We start from the raw sequence: 22,445 nt of genomic DNA, 5'->3' as shown, positions 1-22,445 counted from the left end.
TCGATGTCTGATGTGCGCGTGCTCGGCGCCGCTGTCGAGCGTGGCGAGGAAATCCTGACGGACGAGGCGCTGGAGTTCGTCGCCGGGCTCCACTCCGCTTTCGCGGCCACGCGGGACGAGTTGCTCGCGGCGCGAGTGCGGCGTCGCGAGGAGGCCAAGCGAACGGGCAGGCTCGACTTCCTTCCCGAGACCCGCGAGGTCCGCGAGTCCGAGTGGAAGGTCGCGGAGGCTCCGCCCGCGCTGCGTGACCGCAGGGTGGAGATCACCGGTCCCACCGACCGCAAGATGACCATCAACGCGCTGAACTCGGGCGCGAAGGTGTGGTTGGCCGACCTGGAGGACGCCAACACGCCCCACTGGGCCAATGTCGTGTCGGGCCAGGTCAACCTGTACGACGCCGTTCGGAAGACCATCGAGCTGGACACGGGCACGAAGCAGTATCGGCTGCGCGACGATGTCGAGCACGCCACGATCGTCGTGCGGCCCCGGGGCTGGCACCTCGACGAGCGCAACATCACCTTCGACGGCCGCAAGGGCGTGGGCGCGCTCGTGGACTTCGGGCTGTACTTCTTCCACAACGCGAAGGAACTGCTGGCCCGGGGCGCGGGCCCCTACTTCTACCTGCCGAAGATGGAGAGCCACCTCGAGGCGAGGCTGTGGAACGACGTCTTCACCCACGCCGAGAAGACGCTCGGCATCGAGCACGGCACCGTCCGCGCCACGGTGCTGATCGAGACGATCCCTGCCGCCTTCGAGATGGAGGAGATCCTCTACGAGCTGCGTGAGCACGCCTCCGGCCTCAACGCGGGGCGCTGGGACTACCTGTTCAGCGTCATCAAGTACTTCCGCGACGCGGGTGAGAAGTTCACGCTGCCCGACCGCAACAGCGTCACCATGACCGCGCCGTTCATGAGGGCCTACACGGAACTGCTCGTGAGCACCTGCCACCGGCGTGGCGCGTTCGCGATCGGCGGGATGGCCGCGTTTATCCCGAGCAAGGACCCCGAGGTGAACGAGAAGGCGTTCGCCAAGGTCCGTGACGACAAGGCTCGCGAGGCCAGGGACGGGTTCGACGGCTCATGGGTGGCCCACCCCGGCATGGTGGCCCTGTGCAAGGAGGAGTTCGACAAGGTCCTCGGCGACAAGCCCAACCAGCTCGACCGCCTGCGCGACGACGTCTCCGTGACGGCCGACGAGCTTCTTGACGTCGCCGCCACCGAGGGCCGTGCCACCAAGGAGGGCCTGCGGCAGGCCGTGGACGTCGGCGTGCGCTACATCGCCTCCTGGCTCGGCGGCAACGGCGCGGCGGCCATCCACAACCTCATGGAGGACGCGGCGACAGCCGAGATCTCGCGCTCGCAGGTGTGGCAGTGGGTTCGCAACGAAGTGGAACTCGACACCGGCGAGAAGGTCACGGCCGGCCTCGTGCGCTCGGTGCTCGGTGAGGTGCGCGGCGAACTCACCGACGTCATCCCCGCTGATTTGCTCGCCCCTTCGGTCGAGCTGTTCGAGCAGGTGGCGCTCGCCGAGCAGTTCGCCGACTTCCTGACCCTGCCCGCGTACGAGCGCATCAGCTGAGGCGATCCCGTGCCCCGGTCGCGCCGGTTCCGGTGCAGGCCGGGGCACCGCCGTGTGACGGGCCTCGCGGCGCGGGTGGTCCGGCCGTTGTGGCCGGTGACGACCACGGCCCCAACGATCGGTTACCCACCGAAGTCGTGTCGCCGACGCCGCCGGTTGTATCCGGAATTCGGTGGCGACGGGTCGAACACGGTGAGGCTCGTCGGGCGGCGGCGGTCAAATACCTCGAGCACGTAGCGGAGACCGGTGCGGACCTCGCGGGCCTCGGCGGTCTGGTCGGACGCCGTCCTCGACACTCTGTCCTCATTGTCTAACGAAATCGCGGCCGAGGTCACCGTCTTAACCGTCCACAAGGCCAAAGGCCGCCAGTGGCCCAGCGTCCGCATCGCCGACGATTTCCCCGAGCCAACATCACCTCGGCCTCGGCGGACTCTCCTGGATCAACCGCCACTCCGACGGCAATCCCTCCAACTACGCGAGACCGTATGGCGGCCGGGGTAGAACGAAGGCCAAGGCGGCACCGACGGACACGCCGACGCGTTCCGGCACGCCTACTGGAACGCCCGCATGGCCCAGCGTTATGGCGAGGATTGGGCGGCGGAGTTCGCCACCGCGCACGAGGGCAACCCGGCCAGCCACCCCACGCCGGTGGCCATGGATTTGCACAACCATGAGGTCGGCAGGCGCATCGCGATGGAGAACCCCGACGCGAGCCCTGACGAGTTGGCTTCGCTCGTCGAGCAAGCCGTACGCGACGGGGAGATGGTCGTCATCAGTCAAGACGACAAGCTGGTGCGCAGTGATCAGCTCGATTTCGGCCAGACCAGGGACACCGGCCCCGGAAAAGAATGGCCCACCGACAATCCGGAGCGCAGAGGGCACACCACACCGGAGGACCCCTCGGCCTACCCGGAACGTGGTTACTGAATGGGATCTTTGATGCGAGTCGTTGGATTGGTGTTCGTTCTGCTTGCCACGCTCATCGGATGTGGCTCGGGAGAAGAAGGTGGGTCGATGGAGTACGACGAGAAGTTCGCCGAGCAAGTACGCGAGCTGCGCAGTAGCCAGAAGAGCACACCACTCAAGGATCTGGTGCCAGGGGAGTGGACCACCGTGCACATCATCATCGGCCCACACACCGAGGAGTGGGTCGAGCGCGAGGTCGGCGCGCCGCTACCAGAATCCGAGTACGGGTTCGACACCGAGGGCAACATCCTGGTGTTCATGCGCGACCGGGAGGTCGTCCAGATGAAGGGCACCACCGGGCGGTTGATGGGAGAGGGGCACTTCTCCTCGGAAGTCGTGCTGCGGGGCACAGGCAGCACTATCGAGATCGACGACCCGACCCCGCCCCAGCCGAACTGAGAAGTGGTCGGGCAGCGGTCACGGCAAGCCGATGCTCCTAGGGCCTGTCCTCAAAGCCAGAGGGTGAGGGTGGCGAGGTCGATCATTGCTTGGTAGGACAGGGCTGTTTTGTCGTAGCGGGTGGCGATGGCGCGGAACTGTTTGAGGCGTTGGAAGCAGCGTTCGACGGTGTTGCGGCGGCGGTAGGTGGCCCGGTCGAAGGCTGGTGGGCGGCCGCCGGTGCGGCCCCGGCGCCGACGATGGGTCTGCTGGTCTCGTCGTTCGGGAATCGTCGCGGGAATGTGCCGGCGGCGCAGATAGGCGCGGATGGCGCGGGAGCTGTAGCCCTTGTCCGCGATCACCCGCGCTGGCCGGGTGCTGGGTCGGCCCGGCCCGCTACGGCCGAACCTGACACCTGCCATGACCTGGGTGAACACCGTGCAGTCATTGACGTTACCGCCGGTGAGAACGACCGAGATCGGCCTGCCATGGCCGTCGCAGGCCAGATGAATCTTGGTGGTGGGCCCGCCCCGAGAGCGGCCGATAGCATGATCATCTGGCTCGGTCTGTCCGCCGCAGAATCCGCTCGCCCCCTGTGTGGACACGGTGCCTGCGGCGGGCGCCCCCTGACCCCCGAAACCGGCAACAACGGCTCCACCACGGCCCACTGCTCATCCGTCAACTCATGCCTACGCACCACAAAACAAGATCAAACCAGACCACCAACACACCCTTTGAGGACAGGCACTAGGGCATGACTGGTGGATCTTGTGGTCGCTGGTTTGGTGAGTTGCCGGATGAGGAGTGGACGGACGTCGTCGCGCCGTCGGAGTAGTCGTCGGCCTCGACGGCTGGGTCGTTGCCGCTCTGCGCTGTCGCTGAATCACGGTGTCGAACCGCTAGAAAAGAAACGGCATGGCAGAGCCGATTTGCCCGACGTGGGCCATCCACGGTGATCCCGAACGCGACTACCCTGTCGGACGTGGACGTGGTGATCGACCTCAACAGTGATCTCGGTGAAGGCTTCGGCGCCTGGCCTCTCGGCGACGACGAGGCGCTTCTCGATGTCGTGACCAGCGCCAACATCGCGTGCGGCTTTCACGCGGGTGACCCGAGCGTACTGCGCAGGGTCACCGAACACGCGGCCGAGCGCGGCGTCACGATCGGGGCGCAGGTCGGCTACCGGGACCTTGCCGGGTTCGGCCGCCGGTTCATCGACATGGACCCGCACGACCTGGCCAACGACGTCATCTACCAGATCGGTGCCCTCGACGGCTTCGCCCGCGTCGCGGGCTCGTCCGTGCGCTACGTGAAGCCACACGGCGCCCTCTACAACGCCGTGGTCTCCCACGTCGAGCAGGCCGCCGCCGTGGTCGAGGCGGTCCGCCGCTACAACCCCGAGCTTCCCCTCCTCGGTCTGCCGGGGTCTGAGCTGGTGAAACAGGCTGAGGCCGCGGGACTGTCCGTGGTGCTGGAATCGTTCGCCGATCGCGCCTACACCCCGGACGGCAGGCTGGTCTCTCGTCGCGAGCCGCACGCCGTGGTGCGTGATCCCGACCTCGTCGTCGAGCGCAGCGTGCGCATGGCGGTCGAGGGTGCCGTGCATGCCGTGGACGGCAGCGCGCTGTCCCTGCGACCCCGGTCGCTGTGCGTCCACGGTGACACGCCCGGTGCCGTGGACCTGGCCCGCCGGGTTCGCAAGGCGCTCACCGAGGCGGGCGTGTCGGTCCAGTCGTTCGTCTGAGCGGAGTTCACATGGCGGAGTTCAGGCGGGCAGCAGCGACAACCGCCGCCCGGTGAGCCTGCCCGCCCGGATGCGCAGGAAACGGTCGCGGTGCCCGGGTGCCCACGGTCTGCTGTGGAAGTCCGAAACCCTGACCAGCGTGTCAACATCGGTGATGATCGTCGCGGTGCCGAGCAGCACGACGCTCCACCCCGTGTGACTCGCGCCGTCGATGCGGTCAACCTCGAACGCCACGACCGCGCCCGCGACCCGGCTCGCCCAGGAGTCCCCCGTCGCCCTGATGATGACGTCGCGCCCGTCGAGCACGTAATTCACCGGGCGGATGGCAGGCAGCGCCTTCTCGGTGAAGACGAGCCGCCCGATGGGTTCGGTTCTCAGCAGATCGAGGCATTCGACCTCGCTCAGCTCCCGCATCTCGACGGGAGCGGTCATCGCCTTCGCGGACCGTGGGTGTGTCACCGGCTCGTATCCCTTGCGTTGTCGCCTTTCCTCGGAGTCACCGCGATGCGTGCCGAGGCTTCGACATCGACAATGCGTCACGAAGGGCGGCTCCGAGCAGGGCACAAAGACCTGTCTACGGCCACCGATCGGCAGGCTCGGTGGCGATCAGGGGCCGAGGAGCAGACGCAACCGTTGTTCTCGCTGGGCAGGGGTTTGTCGAGGGCAGCTCGCGCACTTGTCCGCCTGTGAGGTGGGGGCCTCGTAGAGCAGGCAGCACGACGAACGTCGCACCACCAGCCGATCACCTACCGTGACGAACCTCGGGAGCGGCGAGCCGTTCCAGACGCAGCCGGGCAGGCCACCGGCGGCGTGTTTCATGTGGTCGGCCAGCTCGTCGGCCAGCAGGGGTGCCGAGTCCGGCTTGCCTGCGGTGGCCGCCGTCCAGAGCAGCCGGTTCGCGATCGAGTCCACGGCCACGGCCCACAACGCTCGCGGCGACGCGCCACCGGCGTGTGCGAACGCGGTGACCGCGGCGTTCACCGTGACCGCCAGCGCAGTGCCGAGATCGGCGACGCCGCCCCGCAGGGTTCTCGCTGAGTGGGCGTCGAGGAACCGGCCGTCAGCGGTCACGTCCAACGTCACGGCCTCCAGGGCCGGGTCACGCGCCACACCGATGTGCACCCAGGGTTCGAGGGCGGGAGCTACGAGCACCGACGACGCCGAGTACCACCGGATGGTGCTCAGCACGGTGGGGGAGGCGCTGCCGTGCAGGTGTCGTGCCCTGCGCAGGTCCTCGGCCACCCATGCGGGGTCCGCGAGCGCGGTGGCAGGCAGTTCCACCGGTGGCTCACCCCCTCTTCTCGAAGACGGACACGACGAACGAAGTGGTGATGCGCATCGGTTTCGTGACGGCGGCGAGCCGCTCGCCGAGACCGTCGCGATGCAGGTGGTGGGCATTGGGGCCCATCAGAACGGCACGCCGGACGTCCTCGGCGGGTAGGGACACCGTGTCCGAAAGGGTTGCGCGTTCCACGAGCGTGAACGTGCCGTCCAGCGCGCTGTCGAGGCGCTCGGACTTGTCGGCGCCGACGTCGAGCAACCCGAGTTCTTCGACCAGTTCGGCGAGGTGTCCTCGCCCCGGCCCCGCCACCACCAACCGTCCACCGGGGACGAGCACGCGGTGGAATTCGGCCGCGTTGCGGGGAGCGAAGACGTTGATCACGAGGTCGGCCACGGCGGTGCGCACCGGCCACGGCTGCCACAGGTTCCACACCGCCGCGCCGAGCCTCGGATGGGCGCGGGCCGCCCTTTTCAGCGCGGGCGCGGACACGTCGAGCGCGAGTCCGTCCGCGTGGGGCAGCGCGTTGAGGACGCGGGCGAGGTAGTAACCCGTGCCGGCGCCCGCGTCGATCACGAGGCGGCCCGACGCCCTCTCCGCGAGCGCGTCGGCCAGTGGAGCGTAGAAACCGGCGTGCAGGAATTCCTCCCTGGCAGCCACCATCTCCGCCGTGTCGGCTGTGCCCTTCGTGCCCTTCGGAACCTTGGCGTGCAAAAGGTTCACGTAGCCCTGGCGAGCCAGATCGAACGTGTGCCCCCGCGCGCAGCGCAGGATGCGGTGATCCCGAGCCAGCGCGTCGCCACACACCGAACACCGCAGCGCGGCCACGACCTCGTCGGGTGGAGCGGGGAGCGCGGGAGAAGGGGTCGGGGGCATGGGCCTATTCGACCACGCCGCAGGCGCGGGGCGAGAAGCCCCGGTGGGAAACGTGGCCGTTACGCGCGGCACGGCCGGGTTCACACCGCCGCAACACCGGAAGCGTTCCGGCGCAACGTGCCGCTTCCATGCTCGTGCCCGAACCGCGATCCGCGGGCGTCCCCCCGGGGCTCACCACTGACCGAGCCTCAGTGAGAGCGGTGGGACGCGCGGAACGTCGCGGAGGACGCACGGCAGCGAGGAGGCGACGTGATGACGGTGGAGGGGAACACGGCCTGGTTACTGACCAGCGCCGCACTGGTGTTGCTGATGACACCGGGACTGGCGTTCTTCTACGGAGGCATGGTGCGCGCGAAGAGCGTGCTCAACATGCTGATGATGTGTTTCGGGGCCATGGGGCTCGTCGGGGTGCTGTGGATGGTCTACGGCTACTCCACCGCGTACGGAACCGACATCGCGGGACTGGTCGGCAACCCACTCGACCACCTCGGGCTCTCAGGGCTGATGACATCAGAGGGCGACCCGACGGCAGGCACGGTGGATGTCGCCTTCCAGGCGATGTTCGCGATCATCACGACCGCGCTGATCGCGGGCGCGGTGGCCGACCGCATGAGGTTCGGCTCCTGGCTGTTGTTCGCGGGGCTGTGGGCGACACTCGGTTACTTCCCCGTGGCGCACTGGGTGTGGGGCGACGGCGGCTGGATCGGCGAACTCGGCGCGCTCGACTTCGCGGGCGGCACCGCCGTGCACATCAACGCGGGAGCCGCCGCGTTCGGACTGGTCCTCGTGCTCGGCAAGCGGGTCGGCTGGCCCTCGGAGCCGATGAAGCCGCACAACCTGCCGTTCGTGATGCTGGGCGCGGGCCTGCTGTGGTTCGGCTGGTTCGGGTTCAACGCCGGGTCCGCGTACGCGGCCGACGGTGTCGCCGGTGTCGCCTTCGTGAACACGGTGACCGCGACGTGCGCCGCCATGCTGGCGTGGTTGCTCGCCGAACGTCTCAGGGACGGGAAGGCGACGAGTCTCGGCGCCGCTTCCGGCGTGGTGGCCGGTCTCGTCGCGATCACTCCGGCCTGCGCCTACGTGGACACATGGGGTGCGTTGGTCATCGGCGCGGTCGCGGGTGCGCTGTGCGCGCTGGCTGTCGGATTGAAGTACCGGTTCGGTTTCGACGACTCGCTCGACGTCGTCGGCGTCCACCTCGTCGGCGGTCTTGCGGGCACGGTGCTGCTGGGGTTCATGGCGACGACGTCCGTGACAGCGGGCGACGGTCGAGACGGCCTGTTCTACGGAGGCGGTGCCGGCCTGCTGGGTGCCCAGGTGGTCAGCGCCGTGGCGGTGATGGCCTACTCCGCCGTTGTGGCGATGGTGCTCGGTCTCGCGGTCAGGGCGATCACGGGCGGCAGGGTCGGCACCGACGCGGAGATCTCCGGCATCGACGAGGCGGAGCACGCCGAGGCCGCGTACGACTTCACCGGTGCGCGGGGTGACCGGACGGCCCCTGCCGCGACGGCCGTACCCGCGCCGAGCGGGACGGACGCGGTGCGGGTGAGGACATTCGAGGAGAGCGCGTCATGAAGCTGATCACCGCGGTCGTGAAGCCGTACACCCTCGACGAGGTCCGCTCGGCGCTGGAACGGCTCGGCGTGCTGGGCATGACGGTCGCCGAGGTTCAGGGATACGGTCGTCAGAAGGGCCACACCGAGGTTTACCGGGGCTCGGAGTACACAGTGGACTTCGTGGCCAAGACCCGCATCGAGATCGTCACCGGCGACGACACGGCGGACAAGGTGGTGGAGGCCGTCGTCGCCGCAGCCCGCACCGGCAACATCGGTGACGGCAAGGTGTGGGTCACCCCGGTCGAGACGGTGGTCAGGGTCCGCACCGGTGAACGTGACACCGAGGCGTTGTGACGCGAGGGATGGTCGTGCCGAGGGCGAGTCTCCGCCGTTCGCCCCGGCCTTCCCCGCGACGCGGGCGGGTGGGTCAACGAGGCATGGGGGATACCCCCGAGAAGGATTGCGTAGGACTACTCACCGGTTACTCAGTGTCTTCACGCTGCCGGTGCGGCGCCGTGACGGGCAAGCTGTAGTCACCTCGGTGAGACGCTCGACCGACCCGGGCGGTCGCCAGTTCTGGGGGTCTGGCGAACGTCGCGACGTCGCTGGACCCGGCGAGCGCTCACCGAGCAGGCACGTCCGGCCGGTAGGGGGGCGCAATGGGGGGAGCGTCCGGCCGGGCGGGCCGACCGTCGTGGTGCCGGAGTCGTCTACCCTTGGGAGTCGCGGTCGGGCCCCGGTACACCTGGCCCGGTCCGGATAACCACGACCTGCTGGAGCGTGCACCTCGTGTTCGACACACTCTCCGACCGGCTCACGTCGGTCCTGCAGAACTTGCGCGGCAAGGGCAAGCTCTCCGAAGCCGACATCGACGCGACAGCCCGGGAGATCCGGATCGCGTTGCTGGAGGCCGACGTCGCTCTGCCCGTGGTCAGGGAGTTCATCAAGCAGGTCAAGGACAGAGCCAAGGGCGCGGAGGTCTCGCAGGCGCTCAACCCCGCCCAGCAGGTCATCAAGATCGTCAATGAGGAGCTCGTCGCCATCCTCGGTGGCGAGACCCGCAGGATCAACCTCGCCAAGAACCCGCCCTCGGTGATCATGCTGGCGGGTCTTCAGGGTTCGGGTAAGACGACGCTGGCCGGAAAGCTCGCGCTGTGGCTGAGGAAGCAGGGGCACGCCCCGCTGCTCGTGGCGTGCGACCTTCAGCGGCCCAACGCCGTCACCCAGCTCCAGGTGGTGGGCGAACGCGCAGGCGTCACCACGTTCGCGCCCGAGCCCGGCAACGGCGTCGGCGACCCCGTGGAGGTGGCGCGGCGGTCGATCGACGAGGCACGCAGGGCCCAGCACGACGTGGTGATCGTTGACACGGCAGGCCGACTCGGTGTCGATGAGGAACTGATGCGGCAGGCCGCCGACATCCGCGACGCGATCACGCCCGACGAGACGCTGTTCGTCGTCGATGCCATGATCGGTCAGGACGCGGTCACCACGGCGGAGGCGTTCCGCGACGGTGTCGGCTTCTCCGGCGTCGTGCTCACGAAGCTCGACGGCGATGCACGCGGTGGTGCCGCACTGTCCGTCCGGCACGTCACCGGCCAGCCCATCCTGTTCGCCTCCAACGGCGAGAAGCTCGAGGACTTCGACGTCTTCCATCCCGACAGGATGGCCAGCCGCATCCTCGGGATGGGCGACATGCTCACGCTGATCGAGCAGGCCGAGCAGGCGTTCGATCAGGAGAAGGCGGAGCAGGCCGCAGCGAAGCTCGGTACCGGCGAGCTGACGCTGGAGGACTTCCTCGAACAGATGCAGGCCGTGCGGCGCATGGGCCCCATCGGCAATCTGCTTGGCATGCTTCCCGGCGCGGGGCAAATGAAGGACCAGCTCGCGCAGGTGGACGACGCGCACCTCGACCGCCTCCAGGCGATCATCCGGGGCATGACCCCCGCAGAGCGGGCCAACCCGAAGATGATCAATGCGTCGCGCAGGCAGCGCATCGCGCGAGGTTCGGGTGTCACGGTGCGCGACGTCAACGACCTGGTGAACCGGTTCTTCGAGGCCCGCAAGATGATGCAGCAGATGGCGGGCCGGTTCGGCTTCGGCATGGGCGCGAGCGCCACGAAGAAGCGCAAGGGCAAGAAGGGCAAGAAGGGCAAGAAGGGCAAGAGCAAGGGACCGACGCAGCCCAGGATGCAGGGCGGCTTCCCCGCAGGCTTCCCCGGTGGCTTCCCTCAGGGCGGCGCCGGTGGCGGTATGCCCGACCTCTCTCAGCTCGGAGGGGGCCTGAACGAGCTTCCGCCGGGCTTCGACCCTTCGAAGCTCAAGCTGCCGAAGAAGAAGTAGGCGGGGGCCGTGTACCACATTCGCGGGGTCGTGCTGCCTGACGGCGAGGAGCGCGATGTCTGGATCAGCGAGGGCCGGATCACCTTCGACCCCGTCGAGGGCGCCCGCACGCTCGATGGGGCGTTCGTGCTTCCCGGACTTGTCGATGCGCATTGTCACCCCGGCATCGGCCCCGATGGCCCGACCACTCTCGACGAGGCACGCGCACAGGCGTTGCGGGACAGGGACGCGGGCACGCTGCTGATCAGGGACTGCGGGTTGCCGCTCGACGTGCGCCCGCTCCAGCGCCAGGACGATCTGCCGCGCATCATCCGCAGCGGGCGTCACCTCGCACTGCCGAAGCGCTACCTGCCCGGCTTCGCCATCGAACTGGCTCACCCCGACGAGTTGCCCGCCGCCGTGGCCGGGCAGGCCGCCGACGGTGACGGATGGGTGAAGCTCGTCGGTGACTGGATCGACCGCTCGGTGGGCGATCTCGCACCGCTGTGGCCCGACGACGTGCTCGCCGAGGCGATCCAGGTCGCACACGATGCCGGGGCACGTGTGACGGCCCACGTGTTCGGTGAGGATGCCCTCCCCGGTCTGATCGAGGCGGGCATCGACTGCCTCGAACACGGCACGGGACTGTCCCACGACCAGCTCACGGAACTGGCCGACAGGGGCGTCGCCCTCGTGCCGACACTCATCAACATCGACAACTTCCCCGCCATCGCCGACAGCGCGGTGCGGTACCCGACCTACGCCGCCCACATGCGGTCACTGCACGCCGGCGTCAACGACCTGGTCGGCGCCGCCGTTGATGCCGGTGTCGCCGTGTACGCGGGGTCGGACGCCGGTGGCATGGTCGAGCACGGCAGGCTCGTTGACGAGGTCGAGGCCTTGCACAAGGCAGGCATGACCAAGGAGCAGGCACTCGCCTCGGCATCATGGGCCGCGAGGGAATGGCTCGGCGCCGACGGCATCGGCGAAGGTGCCTCCGCCGATCTGCTCGTGTTCGACGAGGATCCGCGCGAGGACCTTTCGGTGCTGCGCAGACCGCGCCACATCGTCCTGCGCGGGAATCTGATCGACTGACGGCCCCGGCCGCTCCACCGTAATGTTGGCCTCGACGTGACTGTGACGACGTCCGCGGCGTTGGAGGTGTGGTGGAGGACGAGGGGTCGATGTCGGCCCGCGACGGGCTGGTGTTCGGAGCGCATTGGGCGCTGCTCGCCTTCATCGCCTCGCTCGGCGCGTACTACGCGCTCTCGCTGCTGCTGTCCGGGCTCGCGTTCCACGGCAGCATCGGTCTTTCCGACCTCGGACCGCTCGTCCTGCTGGCCTTCGTCCCTAACCTCCTGCTCGGCCTCGGCCCGGTGCTCGCGTCCCGCAGGTGGGGCAGGGGCGTGCGGGCCGAGTTCGGACTCCGCCCCACAGGGAGGGACGTGCGGGTGGGACTGGCGTGCGGCGGGTTCTCCCTGCTGGCCGCCTACGTCCTGAACCTCGTCCTGCTCCAGGTCTACGGCGACGACTATCTCTCCGACGACTCCACAACGGATGTACTCCGGGACATGACCTCCGACCTCGCGTGGCTCGTGCTGGCTGCGCTCGTGGTCGTCGTCGCGGCACCGCTGACCGAGGAACTGCTGTTCAGGGGGGCGTTGTGGACCGGCCTGGAACACTACCGGGTGCCGCCCTGGGCGATCCTCGTGCTGACAGCTCTGCTCTTCGCGCAGGTGCACGGCGAGCCGGAACGCACACTCGCCCTGCTGGGCCAGGGCATCGCCATCGGGGCGGCGAGATTGATCACCGGCAGGGTGAGTGCCAGCATGATCGCGCACGCCACCAACAACCTTCCACCCGCGTTGCTCCTGTTCGGCGCCGCCTGACCGGAAGCCCACCCAGTAGGCTCGATCGGGAAGATCATCTGAAACGGTGGAGGCATCGCGTGAGGTCATCGGACGCGCAGGACCCTGCCGGGGACGCGGTGGACTCCGGTGTGCCTGCACGGCAGGAACAGGATGCGAGCGGGCAACCGGGTCTTCACCGGCCGACCCACCGATGGGGCTTCGGCGCGTTCCTGTTCGTCGAGGGGGTGCTACTGGCCACGGCGGCGTTCGTCGGGGCGTTCCTCGGCAGGACGACACCGGAGTCGATCCCCGTGCGCGACGTGCTCATCGGCACGATGACGCCCACCGTGCTGGCCGCGCTCGCCGCGCTCGCCGTCACCAAGATCCGGGGCAACGGCCCACTCGCCGACCTGTGCCTGGCCTGGCGGTGGGACGACGTGAAGGTCGGCCTCAAGTTCGGCGCGCTCGGTCTGGTGTTCACGGTCGTCGGCGTGCTGGTCTGGACCCGTGTGGTGGGGGAGCACAACGCCACCTCGGCCATCGGCGCGCTGGTGGAGGACAAACCGATGTCGGTGTCCGCAGCCGTGACGATGTTCGTGTACCTGTGGCTGCTCGGGCCGATCTGCGAGGAGATCATCTATCGGGGCCTGCTGTGGGGAGCGGCCGAACGGCTGGGCTGGGGCACCGAGCGATGGGGCAGGTTCGCGGCGTTCGTGCTGTCAACGGCCGTGTTCGCGATGAGCCACCTCGAACCTCTGCGTACGTCGCTGCTGATCGTGATCGCCATACCGATCGGGCTGGCGAGGCTCGTCACCGGCCGCCTGCTCGGCAGCATCGTCGCCCACCAGATGAACAACTTCCTTCCCGCGCTGGCGATACTGCTGACCTCACTCGGGGTCATCGCGGCCTGACGGGCCTCTCCGGATTCCCCTCCCCCTGGGTGTCACGGACCCCTTTTTCCCGCGGCCGATCCCCGCGCGGGGCCGGGCCGGGTGCCGTGCCGACGGAGTGCTCGCGCTCCCCGGCACGCACCGAGTTCGCCCACTCTGGCAAAATGGGAGCTTGCCCGCTCCGGTCCGGGCCCTCTCACCGTGCCGGGGCGACCACCCATACCTACGGGCACCTGGATCCGGCTCCCCACTCGGATCGTGTCCCGACCCGAGTACGAGAAGACGACAGGAGTACCCACACCCGTGGCTGTCAAGATCAAGCTGCAGCGCCTCGGCAAGATTCGCGCGCCCTACTACCGCATCGTGGTCGCGGACGCCCGCACCCGTCGTGACGGCAGGGCCATCGAGACCATCGGCAAGTACCACCCGAAGCGGGAGCCGAGCTTCATCGAGGTCGATTCCGAGCGTGCTCAGTACTGGCTGAAGGTCGGCGCCCAGCCCACGGAGCCGGTGCAGCGCATCCTGGAGATCACCGGCGACTGGCAGAAGTTCAAGGGCCTTCCCGGCGCCGAGGGCACGCTCCGCGTGGCCGAGCCGAAGCCCTCGAAGCAGGACCTGTTCAACGCGGCGCTGGCCGCGGCCAACGAGGAGCCCAGCGTCGAGGCCACCACGCCGAAGAAGAAGGGTGGCAAGAAGGCGGACAAGGCCGAGTCGTCCGACGCTGCCGCCGCCGAGTCGTCCGAGTCCGGTGACTCGGCCGAGAAGAAGGCCGACGAGGCGTGAGCTTCCTCGCCGACTCGCTCGAACACCTGGTGCGCGGCATCGTCGATAACCCCGACGACGTACAGGTGGAGCTGATCACCACTCGTCGTGGCAGGACACTGGAGGTCCACGTCCACCCCGACGACCTCGGCAAGGTGATCGGCCGCGGCGGTCGTACGGCCACCGCGCTGCGCACCGTGATGGGCTCGGTCGGTGGTCGCGGCGTCCGCGTTGACGTCATCGACACCGACCGCTGACCGGAAGGCTCCGGGAGTGCAGGTCGTTGTGGGGCGGGTGGTGAAGCCGCACGGCATTCGCGGTGAACTCACCGTTGACGTGCGCACCGACTCGCCCGAACAGCGTTTCGCACCCGGTGCGGTGCTCGCCGCCCGCGCGCGGGACGGCAGCACCCGCAGGCTCACCGTGGCAGCCGTCCGTCCTCACGGCGGACGGCTGCTCGTGCGGTTCACCGAGGTGCCCGACAGAAACGCCGCGGAAGAAGCCAGGGGGCTGACTCTTCTCGCCGATGCCGAGGATCTGCCCCCGATCGAGGACCCCGACGAGTTCTACGACCACGAGCTGGAGGGTCTGCGTGCCGAGCTGGCCGACGGCACAGTCGTCGGAACGGTTCGCGAGATCATCCACTCGCCAGGAGGGGAGCTGCTCTCCGTCGAGGTCGGGGAGCCCGGCGCGGGCCGCGAGGTCCTCGTGCCGTTCGTGACCGCGATCGTGCCTCGCGTCGATGTCACCGAGGGCCGGATCGTGCTCGATCCGCCTGAGGGCCTGCTCGACGGCTGAGCCTGTCGTGCCTGCCCATGCCATCGTTCACGGCGCACGAGGATTGAGAAGGAACAGGTGAGCGAGTCGAGTTCCGCCACGCCGCCACTCCGCATCGACGTGGTCACGATCTTCCCGGAGTACCTCGAACCGCTGCGTGCCGCGTTGCTCGGCAGGGCCGTCGAACGCGGCCTGCTGGGGATCGGTGTGCACGATCTGCGCGACTGGACGCACGACGTCCACAGAGCGGTGGACGACGCTCCCTACGGCGGCGGGCCCGGAATGGTGATGAAACCCCAGGTGTGGGGCGAGGCGCTGGACGACGTGTGCGGTGAGCACACCCGGCTCGTCGTGCCCACACCGGCTGGTCGTCCTTTCACACAGCAGACGGCGCGCGAATATGCCACCGAGCGGCATCTGGTGTTCGCGTGCGGTCGTTACGAGGGCATCGACCAGAGGGTGCTGACCGACGCGGCGAGGCGGATGCCCGTGGACGAGGTGTCCATCGGGGATTTCGTGCTGGTCGGGGGTGAGGTCGCCGTGCTCGCGATGGTCGAGGCGGTCGCACGGCTGCTGCCGGGTGTTCTGGGTAATCCCGTCTCCGCCGAACAGGACTCGTTCTCCGACGGGCTCCTGGAAGGCCCGAGTTACACGCGACCGGAGGTGTGGCGAGATCTCGCCGTGCCGCCCGTGCTCCGCTCGGGCAATCACGCGCGGATCGACAGGTGGCGGCGCGACGAGTCGTTGACGAGGACGTTCCACCGTCGGCCCGACCTGCTCGAACGGCTACCGGAAGGTAGCCTGGACAAGCACGATCGCGAGGTGCTCGACCGGCTCCGGCGGGAGGCCGGTGAGTGACGCCCTCGCACGTCTGCAATACTTGCGAGGTTGGCGCGACCGGTTCACGCGCCGAAGATCCTGGGCCGTCCGCCGCCACGACATCGGCTGAAACCGGCTGACACCGGCTGGTCGGCGCGCGCCCCGATCAAGAAGCTACATGCCACACAAGGACGAGGACGGACACCGATGAACACCCTGGACGCGTTGGACGCTCAGTCGCTGCGTTCTGACATCCCCTATTTCCGCCCGGGCGACACGCTGAAGGTTCACGTCCGCGTCATCGAGGGCAACCGCGAGCGCAACCAGGTTTTCGAGGGCGTGGTCATCCGCCGCCAGGGCGGCGGCATCCGCGAGACCTTCACCGTGCGCAAGGTCTCCTTCGGTGTCGGCGTCGAGCGGACCTTCCCCGTTCACTCGCCCAACATCGCCAAGATCGAGATCGCCCGTCGTGGCGATGTCCGTCGCGCCAAGCTCTACTACCTGCGCGACCTTCGCGGCAAGGCCGCCAAGATCAAGGAACGCCGGGAAACCCCCTCTGCTTCCTGAGTAGTCGGCCGACTACCGTAGTCTGACGACGTGGTGGAGTCAGTGCCCTCGAACGCTGCGGAAGGCGAGCCGGATCGCCCTGAGGACGACAACGAGGTGAGAGCGTCTTCGGACGCTTCCTCTTCGGGGTCCGGTCAGGGCGATCGGCCGGCTTCCGGGGCCGACGACGGTGAGGAGCGATCAGCGGAGCGGAAGAAGCAGCGTTCCTTCTGGAAAGAACTGCCTATTCTGATCGTCGTCGCACTCGTGCTGGCATTTCTCATCCAGCAGTTCGTCGCCCGCGTCTACATGATCCCGTCGGGCTCGATGGAGCAGACGCTGCACGGCTGTCCAGGATGCACTCCCGATCGCATCCTCGTTGACAAGGTCACCTACAACTTCGCCGATCCCGAGCCCGGCGACGTCGTCGTCTTTCGCGGTCCTGACGCGTGGGTTGAGGACGATCCGCCGAGCGACTCCTCCGGTAACCCGATCGCGAGCTTTTTCCAGAAACTGGGAGCCGCGTTCGGGCTCGCGCCGCCGGACGAACGCGACTTCGTCAAGCGCATCATCGCCACCGGAGGCCAGACGGTCGAGTGCTGTGACGACCAGAACCGTGTCACTGTGGACGGTCGTCCGTTGGACGAGCCCTACATCTACTGGCAGGGCGGCAACGCCGAGCAGCGCGACTTCGGGCCGGTGACGGTGCCTGAGGGCTCCGTGTGGGTGATGGGCGACAACCGCAACAACTCGTCCGACTCGCGATACCAGGGCGGTGGTGGCGAGCGCGGTGCCGTCCCCGTGGAGAACATCATCGGCAAGGCCAGGCTCATCGTGCTCCCGCCGTCCCGCTGGGACGTGGTGAGCGATCACAACCCGCAGGCTTCCGTGGAACTGCCCTCGGCGATGAGTGCTCCGGAGTGGCAGCAGGGACTGCCCCTCGTCGCGGGAGCGCTGGCCGCCTGGCCCACACTGGTGGTGGGCCGGAAAGCCGGTGCGGGAGTGCGCCGGTTGGCGAGCCGCTTCAGACGGGAGCGATAGCGCAGTGAGCGCTCACAGCGTGAGTGTGCTCCGCCCACCTCGCGCCGTCATCCGTGGCGACACGGCGTGGGCGTTGCAGTCCGCACTCGATCGGCGAGGGCTCGGCCCCGTCTCCGGTGTGGACGAGGCCGGTCGCGGAGCGTGCGCGGGCCCGCTCGTGGTGGCCGCCTGCGTTCTGCGCCCCGGCGATGCTTCCCGGTTCGCCGAACTCACGGACTCCAAGCTGCTCACCCCGCTTGCCCGTGACCGCGTGTACGAGCAGGTCGTCAGGAGGGCGCTGGACTACTCGATCGTCGTCGTCCCCGTGGCCGAGGTGGACGCACACGGCATCCACGTCACGAACATCGAGGGAATGCGCAGAGCCGTGGCAGGGCTCTCGATCCGCCCCGGCTACGTGCTCATCGACGGTTTCCGTGTCCCCGGCCTTCCCGCTCCGAGCGTGCCAGTGGTGAAGGGTGACCGCGCGGTCGCGTGTGTGGCCGCGGCGTCCGTGCTGGCGAAGGTGACGAGGGACCGGATCATGTCGGGCCTGCATGCCGAGTATCCGGTGTACGGTTTCGACGTCCACAAGGGCTACACGACCGCCGAGCATGGCGCGGCGCTCGCCGAGCACGGTCCGTGCGAGGCACACCGCTGGTCGTTCACCAACGTGGCTTCTGCCGGGGCCGCGCACGGTATGCGACCGCCGCGAAGGGTGCTGTTGAGTTTCGCCGCGTTGCAGGCGGGTGTGGTGGCTGGTACGCATGCCGTCGCGGCGGGTGCCGACACGGCGGTGGTGAGCGAGAATGGAGCTTCTGCCGACGACGGGTTGCAGGGCGCGCGAGAAGGGGCTCGGGTTTCATGAGCGCAGAGGATCTCGAGAAATACGAGACCGAGATGGAGCTGTCGCTGTACAGGGAGTACCGCGACATCGTCGGCCAGTTCTCGTACGTCGTGGAGACGGAACGGCGCTTCTACCTGGCCAACGCCGTGGACGTGCAGGTACGTGACGGTGGCGGCGACGTGTATTTCGAAGTGCGGATGTCCGATGCGTGGGTGTGGGACATGTACCGTCCGGCGCGCTTCGTCAAGAACGTTCGAGTGATCACGTTCAAGGACGTCAACGTCGAGGAGCTCGACAAGCCGGAATTGCGGTTGCCTGAGGACGGGCCCTTCGGGGGCTGACGTGCTCGCCCCGGCGCCTAGCACATCCAGGCGTGTTGGGAGCGCTGTCCCGGGAGTTGTCCACAAGGGCCGGGTTGTCCACAGGGGCGCGATGGTGAGCTGGGTGTCCCGGTGGTCGTGCTGGCAGCGTTGGTGCTGACCAGCAGTAGCGATCATCGGGGGTGACGAGCGTGAGCACGGTGCGTGCGGCGCGGGTGGCAAAACGAGCATCGGAGGCGACCGGACAGGGTGGCACCCGGCTAGGAGAGGGCCGAGCGGCGACGCTCCTGGGTCGTCGAGGGGAAGAGCTCGCCGTCGAGCACATACGTCGGCAGGGACTGGCCGTCCTGGAGCGCAACTGGCGTTGCAGGGAGGGCGAACTCGACATCCTCGCCACCGACGGCCGCACGTTGATCGTCTGCGAGGTGAAGACCCGGTCGGGTCGGCGATACGGCAGCCCTGCCGAATCGGTCACGCCAGACAAGCGCCGTCGCATCCGTGGCCTCGCGTTGCGCTGGCTCGCCGCGAGACAGGTGGCGTGGTGCCCCCTGCGTTTCGACGTGATCGCCATCGACTGTCCGCCGCGCGGAACACCGGTGCTGCGGCACATCGTGGGGGCGTTCTGAATGGCGCTCGCGCGAAGCTGGTCCATCGCCCTGCTCGGTATCGAGGGACGGTTGGTGGAGATCGAAGCGGACATCGGTGCGGGGATGCCGGGCACGAAACTGGTGGGGCTTCCCGACCCGGGTCTGCGGGAGGCCAAGGACAGGGTGCGGGCCGCGATCCGCAACAGCCGCCACAGCTGGCCCGACACCCATGTCACGCTGGGACTCTCGCCCGCGAATCTGCCCAAGGTCGGTTCGTCCTACGACCTGGGTATCGCCGTCGCGGTTCTCGCGGCGTCGGGTGTGGTGCCCGGTGTCGAGTTGAGCGGCACCGTCATGCTGGGTGAGTTGGCGCTCGACGGCAGAGTGCGGCCGGTCCCTGGTGTGCTGCCCGCCTTGCTGGCGGCTCGTCGGCTCGGCCACCGGCGGGCGGTGGTCCCCGCGGGCTGTGTTTCGGAGGCGGCGCTCGTCGAGGGCCTGGAGGTATTGGGTGCGCCAGGGCTCGCCGATGTCGTCGCGTGGCTTCGGCAGGAGGGCGAGCTGGTGCGCCCTGACCCTGTCGAGACAGGCCCCGCTCCGCACGCTCCGGATCTCACCGATGTGGTGGGACAGCCGGAGGCCCGGTGGGCTCTGGAGGTGGCGGCAGCGGGCGGGCACCATGTCCTGCTCACGGGGCCACCCGGTGTCGGCAAGACCATGCTCGCCACTCGCCTTCCCGGCTTGCTGCCCCCTCTTTCCACCGAGGAGGCTCTGGAGGTGGCGGCGGTCCGCTCCGTTGACGGATCGCTGAGCCGGTCCTCGCCGCTGGTTCTCGTGCCGCCGTTCGTCGCGCCGCACCACTCGATCTCTGTTTCGGCGCTCGTGGGAGGCGGCAACGGCCTTGCCACACCGGGAGCCATCAGCAAGGCACACGGCGGGGTGCTGTTCCTCGACGAAGCCGCGGAGTTCGGCGCGGAACGGCTGGAATCCCTCCGCACCGTACTGGAGGAGGGCGAAATCCGCATCGCCCGCAGCCGAGGTGTCGTGCGGTACCCGGCGTCGTTCCAGCTCGTGCTCGCAAGCAATCCCTGCCCCTGCGCTCCTCCGCGCGAGATCGACTGCACCTGCAGTCCGTCAGCGCGTCGGCGGTATCTCGGCCGCTTGTCAGGCCCGTTGCTCGACCGCGTGGACCTAAGGGTCCGGATGCGCCCGGTCACGGCTATGCGCTCGTCCGAAGCACACCCGCCCGAATCCACCGAGGTGGTCCGCAAAAGGGTTCTCGTTGCACGGGATCGTGCGACAGCGCGCTGGGCCGATCGTGGCTGGCGTACCAACGCGGCGGTGCCCGGTCCCGTGCTGTGGAGGGAGTTCGCGCTGCCTCGAAGCGCCACGGCACTGGTGGAACGTGCGCTCCAACACGGCGCCATCACCGCGCGCGGCGCCGATCGCTGCCTGCGTGTCGCGTGGACCCTGGCCGATCTGGACGGAGCGGCCTGCCCCGACGGCGACCACGTCGCCTCGGCACTGGAGTTTCGTGATCGGAGGGCGGCATGAGTTCCGAAGCGGTCAGGTCCGCACGGGCTTACCTCCTCCGTGTCGCCGAACCTCCCGCCCCGGCTCTCTGGCACTTCGTCTCCGAACACGGGCCGGTGGAGGCCGCGCGGCGAGTGGCCGCCGGCGATGTGCCCGACGGGGTGGCCGCCGAGACAACCGCACGGCGGCGGCTCGACCTGGCCGAACGGGATCTGGACCTCGCGGCCGCGCAGGGCGCCCGGCTGGTGATTCCCGAGGACGACGAGTGGCCTGCTTGGCCGTTGCTGTCCCTGGAAGTCGCCATGGGGCGCGGCGTCGAGGGGGTGGCACCTCCGTTGGCGCTCTGGGTGCGCGGCAAGGCGATGCTGGCCGAGGTGCTCGCCTCCGCTGTGGCCATCGTCGGAGCGCGCGCGGCGACCGACTACGGCGAGAGCACGGCGGCGGAGTTCGCCTACGAGCTGACGGGCGCGGACATCACCGTCGTCTCAGGCGCGGCTTACGGCATCGACGGCGCGGCTCATCGCGGTGCGCTCGCGGCAGGGGGAGTCACCGCCGCGGTGCTGGGCTGCGCGCTCGACGCCGGATACCCCGCCGGTCATGTCGGGTTACTGAACCGCGTGACACAGCAGGGCGCCGTCGTCTCGGAGTACCCGCCGGGCACGCAGCCCGCGCGTCACCGCTTCCTTGTGCGCAACCGGCTGATCGCCGCTCTGACCTCCGGCACCGTCGTCGTCGAGGCCGGTCGCCGCAGTGGGGCGCGTAACACGGCGACCACGGCCGGTGCCCTCGGCAAGGTGGTCATGGCGGTGCCCGGGCCGATCACGTCGGCGCTCTCCGTGGGTTGTCATCAGCTCGTCAGGGACGCGCAGGCCACACTCGTGGCCTCGGTGGCCGACGTCGTGGACACCGTCGGCAGATTGGGCAGCGGTCTCATTCATCGCGGCGACGGTCCCCGGCGACACACCGACGGCCTTGGTCCGGAGTCGCTGCGGGTATACGAGGCGCTGCCCTCCCGCGGCGGCCGTTCACCGGAGGAGATCGCCACGGAATCGGGTGTTGGTCTGCAACGTGTTCGAGCTGTGTTGCCTGCGCTGGAACTCGACGGGTTCGCCCAGCACTGCGACGCGGGCTGGAGGCAGCGAGCCGGTCGAGGCACGCGGGCGGGGAGGGAGACACGATGAAGGGCGATGTTCCAAAGACGTAGTCGCGGATCTCACGATGACTATGGGAATGGGTGCGACGTCAGCATGCGCCTGCTCGCTCCAGGGTCACCCCGGTTTCTCCGAGCAATTGCCGATCAGGGTGCCGCCGACGCTTGCCAGACTCAGCGGCCCAGCAGGGATGCACTGGCTCCGCAGGATCGAGCGGTTCAGCGGGGTCCAGCGGTTCAGCGGGATTGGGGGGCCAGCAGGGATGCGCTGGCTCCGCGGGGATCGGGCGGCCCAGCCGGGTCCTCCCCGCTCACAGCGGGGATCGGGCGCCTCAGCGGGGTCCAGCGGTTCAGTGGGGATGCACCGGCGCAGCGGGATCACGACGAGCAGGGCCAAGGGGCGGTGTCGCCTCTTTGAACGTCCTGTGACCGCTGGTCGCCGGACGCGATTTCGGCATGAGAGAGGGGAGGGGTGTTCTTGTCGCTGTCTTGTGAGGAATGTCAGGCCGTGTCTGCGCGTCAGGCGTGGCACTCCACACGTTGCCTGACGAGGCGCCGGTAGCTCGGCTGTGGTGTCACTGCCGGCGCAGCTCTTGGTGACGTGGCCGGGCCCGCTCGACCACACCCGGGTTCGAACGGCGATTGCCACCCAGC

At 68.6% G+C, this 22,445-nt stretch carries 23 protein-coding genes and 2 pseudogenes; 21 read left to right on the top strand and 4 right to left on the bottom strand.

Annotated elements, in window-relative coordinates:
* Positions 1–3 precede the first annotated feature (3 nt).
* The 3 genes and pseudogenes from aceB to SACXIDRAFT_RS04930 all read left to right on the top strand — a co-directional run bounded on the left by aceB (position 4) and on the right by SACXIDRAFT_RS04930 (position 2,943).
* Positions 4–1,578 (top strand): malate synthase A, encoded by a 1,575-nt coding sequence (gene aceB / locus SACXIDRAFT_RS04940; RefSeq protein ID WP_006237391.1) that lies wholly within the window; start codon positions 4–6, stop codon positions 1,576–1,578.
* A 528-nt stretch (positions 1,579–2,106) separates the two neighbouring features.
* Positions 2,107–2,505 (top strand): annotated as a pseudogene (locus SACXIDRAFT_RS22985) (DUF6973 domain-containing protein); the annotation flags it as partial.
* Positions 2,506–2,592: 87 nt separating this feature from the next.
* Positions 2,593–2,943: a hypothetical protein gene (locus SACXIDRAFT_RS04930; protein ID WP_232285251.1), complete on the top strand. Its 351-nt coding sequence runs from the start codon at positions 2,593–2,595 to the stop codon at positions 2,941–2,943.
* Positions 2,944–2,993: 50 nt separating this feature from the next.
* Here the strand turns inward: SACXIDRAFT_RS04930 and SACXIDRAFT_RS22220 are convergent.
* Positions 2,994–3,494, bottom strand: a pseudogene (locus SACXIDRAFT_RS22220) (IS5 family transposase); the annotation flags it as partial.
* Positions 3,495–3,904: 410 nt separating this feature from the next.
* On the opposite strand from SACXIDRAFT_RS22220, the gene SACXIDRAFT_RS04920 reads away from it, so the two are divergent.
* Positions 3,905–4,666, top strand: coding sequence for a LamB/YcsF family protein (locus SACXIDRAFT_RS04920; protein WP_040922467.1), 762 nt, complete (start codon positions 3,905–3,907; stop codon positions 4,664–4,666).
* Between the two features lie 21 nt (positions 4,667–4,687).
* Here the strand turns inward: SACXIDRAFT_RS04920 and SACXIDRAFT_RS04915 are convergent, their stop codons facing one another.
* From SACXIDRAFT_RS04915 to SACXIDRAFT_RS04905, 3 genes are all read right to left on the bottom strand, one after another.
* Positions 4,688–5,098, bottom strand: a complete 411-nt coding sequence (locus SACXIDRAFT_RS04915; RefSeq protein ID WP_006237387.1) for a pyridoxamine 5'-phosphate oxidase family protein — start codon at positions 5,096–5,098, stop codon at positions 4,688–4,690.
* A 174-nt stretch (positions 5,099–5,272) separates the two neighbouring features.
* On the bottom strand, positions 5,273–5,947 hold the full coding sequence (locus tag SACXIDRAFT_RS04910; RefSeq protein WP_006237386.1) for a hypothetical protein: 675 nt from the start codon (positions 5,945–5,947) through the stop codon (positions 5,273–5,275).
* Between the two features lie 7 nt (positions 5,948–5,954).
* The gene (locus SACXIDRAFT_RS04905) at positions 5,955–6,821 is read right to left on the bottom strand and encodes a putative RNA methyltransferase (RefSeq protein ID WP_006237384.1); all 867 of its coding nucleotides are present in this window, start codon (positions 6,819–6,821) and stop codon (positions 5,955–5,957) included.
* A 252-nt stretch (positions 6,822–7,073) separates the two neighbouring features.
* Here SACXIDRAFT_RS04905 and SACXIDRAFT_RS04900 point away from each other — a divergent pair, with 252 nt between their 5' ends.
* The 17 genes from SACXIDRAFT_RS04900 (at position 7,074) to dprA (ending at position 21,822) form a co-directional block, all read left to right on the top strand.
* Positions 7,074–8,396 (top strand): ammonium transporter, encoded by a 1,323-nt coding sequence (locus SACXIDRAFT_RS04900; protein WP_006237383.1) that lies wholly within the window; start codon positions 7,074–7,076, stop codon positions 8,394–8,396.
* A complete protein-coding gene (locus tag SACXIDRAFT_RS04895) occupies positions 8,393–8,731 on the top strand; it encodes a P-II family nitrogen regulator (RefSeq protein WP_006237382.1) in 339 nt (112 codons plus the stop codon). Before SACXIDRAFT_RS04900 ends, SACXIDRAFT_RS04895 begins: the two co-directional genes overlap by 4 nt.
* Positions 8,732–9,166: 435 nt before the next feature.
* Positions 9,167–10,717 (top strand): signal recognition particle protein, encoded by a 1,551-nt coding sequence (gene ffh, locus SACXIDRAFT_RS04890; protein WP_006237381.1) that lies wholly within the window; start codon positions 9,167–9,169, stop codon positions 10,715–10,717.
* Between the two features lie 9 nt (positions 10,718–10,726).
* Positions 10,727–11,791, top strand: coding sequence for an amidohydrolase family protein (locus SACXIDRAFT_RS04885; RefSeq protein ID WP_006237380.1), 1,065 nt, complete (start codon positions 10,727–10,729; stop codon positions 11,789–11,791).
* 71 nt (positions 11,792–11,862) lie between these two features.
* Positions 11,863–12,585 carry a CPBP family intramembrane glutamic endopeptidase gene (locus SACXIDRAFT_RS04880; RefSeq protein ID WP_006237379.1) on the top strand — a complete coding sequence of 241 codons (723 nt, stop codon included), beginning with the start codon at positions 11,863–11,865 and terminating at the stop codon, positions 12,583–12,585.
* A 59-nt stretch (positions 12,586–12,644) separates the two neighbouring features.
* Entirely contained in the window at positions 12,645–13,457 is an 813-nt protein-coding gene (locus SACXIDRAFT_RS04875) for a CPBP family intramembrane glutamic endopeptidase (RefSeq protein WP_006237378.1), read from the top strand.
* 282 nt (positions 13,458–13,739) lie between these two features.
* On the top strand, positions 13,740–14,219 hold the full coding sequence (gene rpsP, locus SACXIDRAFT_RS04870; protein ID WP_006237377.1) for a 30S ribosomal protein S16: 480 nt from the start codon (positions 13,740–13,742) through the stop codon (positions 14,217–14,219).
* Positions 14,216–14,455 carry an RNA-binding protein gene (locus SACXIDRAFT_RS04865; RefSeq protein WP_005444189.1) on the top strand — a complete coding sequence of 80 codons (240 nt, stop codon included), beginning with the start codon at positions 14,216–14,218 and terminating at the stop codon, positions 14,453–14,455. Before rpsP ends, SACXIDRAFT_RS04865 begins: the two co-directional genes overlap by 4 nt.
* 16 nt (positions 14,456–14,471) lie before the next feature.
* Positions 14,472–14,996, top strand: coding sequence for a ribosome maturation factor RimM (gene rimM, locus SACXIDRAFT_RS04860; protein WP_006237375.1), 525 nt, complete (start codon positions 14,472–14,474; stop codon positions 14,994–14,996).
* Between the two features lie 57 nt (positions 14,997–15,053).
* On the top strand, positions 15,054–15,833 hold the full coding sequence (gene trmD / locus SACXIDRAFT_RS04855) for a tRNA (guanosine(37)-N1)-methyltransferase TrmD (RefSeq protein ID WP_006237374.1): 780 nt from the start codon (positions 15,054–15,056) through the stop codon (positions 15,831–15,833).
* Between the two features lie 168 nt (positions 15,834–16,001).
* Complete coding sequence (rplS, locus tag SACXIDRAFT_RS04850) at positions 16,002–16,361, top strand: 50S ribosomal protein L19 (RefSeq protein ID WP_006237373.1); 360 nt, start codon at positions 16,002–16,004, stop codon at positions 16,359–16,361.
* Between the two features lie 42 nt (positions 16,362–16,403).
* Entirely contained in the window at positions 16,404–17,381 is a 978-nt protein-coding gene (gene lepB, locus SACXIDRAFT_RS04845) for a signal peptidase I (RefSeq protein WP_040922464.1), read from the top strand.
* A gap of 4 nt (positions 17,382–17,385) precedes the next feature.
* Positions 17,386–18,225 carry a ribonuclease HII gene (locus SACXIDRAFT_RS04840; RefSeq protein ID WP_006237371.1) on the top strand — a complete coding sequence of 280 codons (840 nt, stop codon included), beginning with the start codon at positions 17,386–17,388 and terminating at the stop codon, positions 18,223–18,225.
* A complete protein-coding gene (locus tag SACXIDRAFT_RS04835; RefSeq protein ID WP_006237370.1) occupies positions 18,222–18,545 on the top strand; it encodes a DUF2469 domain-containing protein in 324 nt (107 codons plus the stop codon). Before SACXIDRAFT_RS04840 ends, SACXIDRAFT_RS04835 begins: the two co-directional genes overlap by 4 nt.
* A 179-nt stretch (positions 18,546–18,724) precedes the next feature.
* Positions 18,725–19,150 (top strand): YraN family protein, encoded by a 426-nt coding sequence (locus SACXIDRAFT_RS04830; protein WP_006237369.1) that lies wholly within the window; start codon positions 18,725–18,727, stop codon positions 19,148–19,150.
* Positions 19,151–20,662, top strand: a complete 1,512-nt coding sequence (locus SACXIDRAFT_RS04825) for a YifB family Mg chelatase-like AAA ATPase (protein ID WP_006237368.1) — start codon at positions 19,151–19,153, stop codon at positions 20,660–20,662. It abuts the gene before it with no gap.
* On the top strand, positions 20,659–21,822 hold the full coding sequence (dprA, locus tag SACXIDRAFT_RS04820) for a DNA-processing protein DprA (RefSeq protein WP_006237367.1): 1,164 nt from the start codon (positions 20,659–20,661) through the stop codon (positions 21,820–21,822). The genes SACXIDRAFT_RS04825 and dprA overlap by 4 nt, the downstream gene beginning before the upstream one ends.
* Positions 21,823–22,445 lie beyond the last annotated feature (623 nt).

It is taken from the genome of Saccharomonospora xinjiangensis XJ-54, assembly GCF_000258175.1.
GTDB classification, from domain to species: domain Bacteria; phylum Actinomycetota; class Actinomycetes; order Mycobacteriales; family Pseudonocardiaceae; genus Saccharomonospora; species Saccharomonospora xinjiangensis.
Note: the sequence above shows the minus strand (reverse complement) of the source record. Positions and strands in the feature narration are given on the sequence as shown.